This window comes from Sphingosinicella sp., assembly GCF_052387495.1.
Taxonomy (GTDB): Bacteria; Pseudomonadota; Alphaproteobacteria; order Sphingomonadales; family Sphingomonadaceae; genus Allosphingosinicella.
Map to the genome: position 1 here is coordinate 1 of NZ_JBQTJC010000104.1, position 3413 is coordinate 3413.

Sequence of the window (3413 nt, forward strand, 5' to 3'; positions counted from 1 at the left end):
GCGCGACGGCCTGTTGCTCTCCGCTGCCCTGTACCAGCTCGACCGGACCAACACGCGCGCCCCCGGCCCCAATCCGGGTCAGGTCGTCGTGACGGGCGAGCAGCGCAGCCGCGGCCTCGAGCTGGAGGTCTCCGGCCAGCTCCGTCCGAACTGGCAATTGAGCTTCGGCTACGCGCTGCAGGACGCGGAGATCCGCCGCACCACTTCGGCCGCGCCGGCCGGGCGCGAGGTTCCGCAGGTGCCGCGCCACCAGCTCGGCCTGTGGACGCGCTACGATCTCTCGCCGCGCTTCGGCTTCGGCCTCGGCCTCGGCCTCCACCATCAGTCGCGCAGCTTCGCCTCGATCAGCAATGCCGTCGAGCTGCCCGCTTTCACCCGGGTCGATGCAGCCATCTTCTTCCGCCTGGCGGAAGGCATCGAGGCGCAGGTCAACGTCCAGAATGTGCTCGACGAGACCTATTTCCCGACCGCCCATAACGACAACAACATCACCACCGGGGCGCCGATCGGCGCGCGCGGCACGCTCCGGGTCCGCTTCTGAAGACGGCGCCCATCCGACCGGGCGCAAAGCGTTCGCGCCCTATTGCAATTCATTCGCATTAGTGACAATACGCCGGGGAACGGCTCGCGAGAGCCGCTCAGTGAACGACTCTCCCCATTTGCTCGATCACTGGCGCCGGCGTGACAGCAGCCGTCACGCCGGCGCCGCGCGTTTCAGGAGGCGGCGAGGAATTCGCGGAGGATGGTCTGGAAGACCTCCGGCTGATCGAACATGATGAAGTGATAGGAATCCGGAATCTGCCGCACCACCGCGTGCGGCGCGCCGGCATACGACGCCGCGTAATAGCCGGTCATCTGCTCGACGGTGACCGGGGCGCCGGGCGGCTGGACCCACAGCACCGTAAACGGAACCGTTATCCGCGCGACCTCGGGCCGCAAATCGGTCGTAACGAGATCGTAGAAGCCTTGAGCCGAAGTCGGCGAATGGCTGGCCAGCGATTGCTCGATCACGCGCGGGCGCAGCGCTTCGGTGCGCACCATCCCGGCGATGGTCTGCTCGATCTGCTGGCGCCGTGCTTCTGCCGTGGCCGTGCTCATCGCGGCGCGAATCTGCTCGGCGATCGGGCGCAGGCTTGCCGCGGTCGCGGTGGGCCCGCCGAACATCGCGCCGAGGAACGGCATCATGTCGACGACCATGACCCGCGAGACCAAGCCGGGATTGCGGCCCGCGACCAGCATCGCCCAGCTGCCGCCCATCGAATGGCCGACGATCGCGGGCCGCTCCAGCCCGGTTTCGCGGATGTAGCGGGCGATCTCCTCGGCCACGGGCACGAGCACCGGCCCGGTCGCATTGGCCTGTGGCGGCCTGCCCGCGAAGCCGGCGACATGGACGAGATGGTAGCGATAGTTAGGCAGCGCCGCGATCGTGCTCTCCCAGACCTGCGGATGCGAGCTGAGCCCGGGGATCAACACTACGTCCGGGCCGGACCCGCGCACCTCGACGCTGATCCGCTCGCTGGTGAAGGCGGATTGCGCGGCGGCCGGAACCGCGGCGAAGACGAAAAGCAGCAAGGCAAGATAACGCAGCATCCCCGGTCTCCCTCGAATCCCGGGAGACGTTAGCGGGTCAGAAGCGCTGCGTGTAGCCTTGGCAGGCGGCCGGGTTGCCGCCGCTGTTGTAGCCGCGCATCAGTGCTTCCTGCCTTTGTGCCGACGTGCCGTGCGTGAAGCTCTCCGGCACCACCGTCCCGCGCTCGGCCCGCTGCAGCGTGTCGTCGCCGATCGCGGCGGCGGCGCGCATCCCTTCCCCGAGATCGCCCGCTTCCATCGCGCCGCGCTCGCGCGACGCCCAGACGCCGGCGAGGCAATCGGCCTGCAACTCCATCTGGACCTGCATCGCGTTCGCGTCGCCCTCGCGCACCGCCGACTGGGCGCGGCGGATCCGATCCGAGGTGCCGTCGATCGTCTGGATATGATGGCCGACCTCGTGCGCGATCACATAGGCCTGGGCAAAATCGCCCGGCGCCCCGAAGCGGCGGGCAAGCTCGCTGAAGAAGCTGGTGTCGAGATAGATGCGCTGGTCGGCGGGGCAGTAGAACGGGCCCATCTGGGCATCCGCGGCGCCGCAGCCCGAGCGTCCGCCGCCGGCGTAGAAGACCAGGCGCGGCGGCGCGTAGCGCTCGCCCGCCGCCTGGTAGATCGCCCCCCATTGCTCCTCGGTCGAGGCGAGCACCTGGCAGGAGAAGCGGGTCACCTCGTCGGACTGGCAGACGTTCGCCGCGCTCTCGGCCGGCCGCCCAGTCTGCGGCCCGACCGACTGCTGCCCGCACCCGCCGACAATATCGCCGAGCCCGCCAAAGAGGGCGAACACGAGAAAGAGCACGACGATCCCGCCGATCCCGAAGCGGCTGGCGACGAGGCCGAAGAGCAGGCCGGCGCCGCCGCCGAGGCCGCCGCGCCCGCCGCCGAAGCCCATGCCGCGCTGGCTTTCCACATTGTCGCTGGTCCTGCGGCCGCCGAAACGCATTTCGAGACTCCCGAAGTTACGCGGCTGCAACCATCCGCGGCGGCTCCGGTTGCATTCGCCCGCCGCGGCTGCGAGAGCGGCGGCGATTCCATCTTCGTCAAAGGCTCCCATGTTCCTTTCCGGCAAGACCGCGCTCGTTACCGGCTCCACCTCGGGCATCGGCCTCGCCATCGCCCGCGCCCTGGCCGGCGAGGGCGCGCGGCTGATCCTCAACGGCTTCGGCGCCGCCGCCGAGATCGCAGGCCTTTGCGACGAGCTCGGCGCCACCCACAGCGCCGCCGACCTCACCAGGCCAGCCGAGATCGAGGCGATGATGGCCGAGGCCGGGCCGATCGACATCCTGGTCAACAATGCCGGCACCCAGCATGTCGCGCCGATCGACCGGTTTCCGCCGGAGAAATGGGACCTGATCCTGGCGCTGAACCTGAGCGCGAGCTTCCACACCATTCGGCTCGCGCTGCCGGCGATGAAGGAGCAAGGCTGGGGCCGGATCGTCAACACCGCCTCGGCGCACAGCCTGGTCGCGAGCCCCAACAAGTCGGCCTATGTCGCCGCCAAGCACGGCATCGCCGGCCTCACCAAGACGGTCGCGCTCGAGGCCGCGCCGCATGGCGTGACGGTCAATTGCATCAGCCCCGGCTACGTCTGGACCCCGCTCGTCGAGAACCAGATCCCCGACACGATGCAGGCGCGCGGCCTCACCCGCGAGCAGGTCGTCAACGACGTCATGCTCGCAGCCCAGCCGACCAAGCAGTTCGTCACGGTCGAGCAGGTCGCCGCGCTCGCCCTCTATTTATGCCGAGACGAAGCCGCCGCCATCACCGGCGCCAACCTCAGCATGGACGGCGGCTGGACGGCGCAATAGGCGCCTACTGGCTGTACAGCT

Annotated in this window: 4 protein-coding genes; 2 read left to right on the forward strand and 2 right to left on the reverse strand. The window is 69.1% G+C overall.

Annotation, left to right across the window (positions count from 1 at the left end):
- Window positions 1-541, forward strand: a 541-nt coding sequence (locus ACT4N8_RS05850) for a TonB-dependent receptor (protein ID WP_444857197.1), incomplete at its 5' end; no start/stop codon positions are given.
- A 173-nt stretch (window positions 542-714) separates the two neighbouring features.
- On the opposite strand, the gene ACT4N8_RS05855 is transcribed toward ACT4N8_RS05850, so the two are convergent.
- Together ACT4N8_RS05855 and ypfJ are read right to left on the reverse strand one after the other, a co-directional pair.
- On the reverse strand, window positions 715-1590 hold the full coding sequence (locus ACT4N8_RS05855; protein WP_444857198.1) for an alpha/beta fold hydrolase: 876 nt from the start codon (window positions 1588-1590) through the stop codon (window positions 715-717).
- Window positions 1591-1627: 37 nt separating this feature from the next.
- Window positions 1628-2527 carry a KPN_02809 family neutral zinc metallopeptidase gene (gene ypfJ, locus ACT4N8_RS05860; RefSeq protein ID WP_444857199.1) on the reverse strand — a complete coding sequence of 300 codons (900 nt, stop codon included), beginning with the start codon at window positions 2525-2527 and terminating at the stop codon, window positions 1628-1630.
- A 109-nt stretch (window positions 2528-2636) separates the two neighbouring features.
- Between ypfJ and ACT4N8_RS05865 the strand changes: the two genes are divergently transcribed.
- Window positions 2637-3392 carry a 3-hydroxybutyrate dehydrogenase gene (locus ACT4N8_RS05865; protein ID WP_444857200.1) on the forward strand — a complete coding sequence of 252 codons (756 nt, stop codon included), beginning with the start codon at window positions 2637-2639 and terminating at the stop codon, window positions 3390-3392.
- Window positions 3393-3413: the final 21 nt, after the last annotated feature.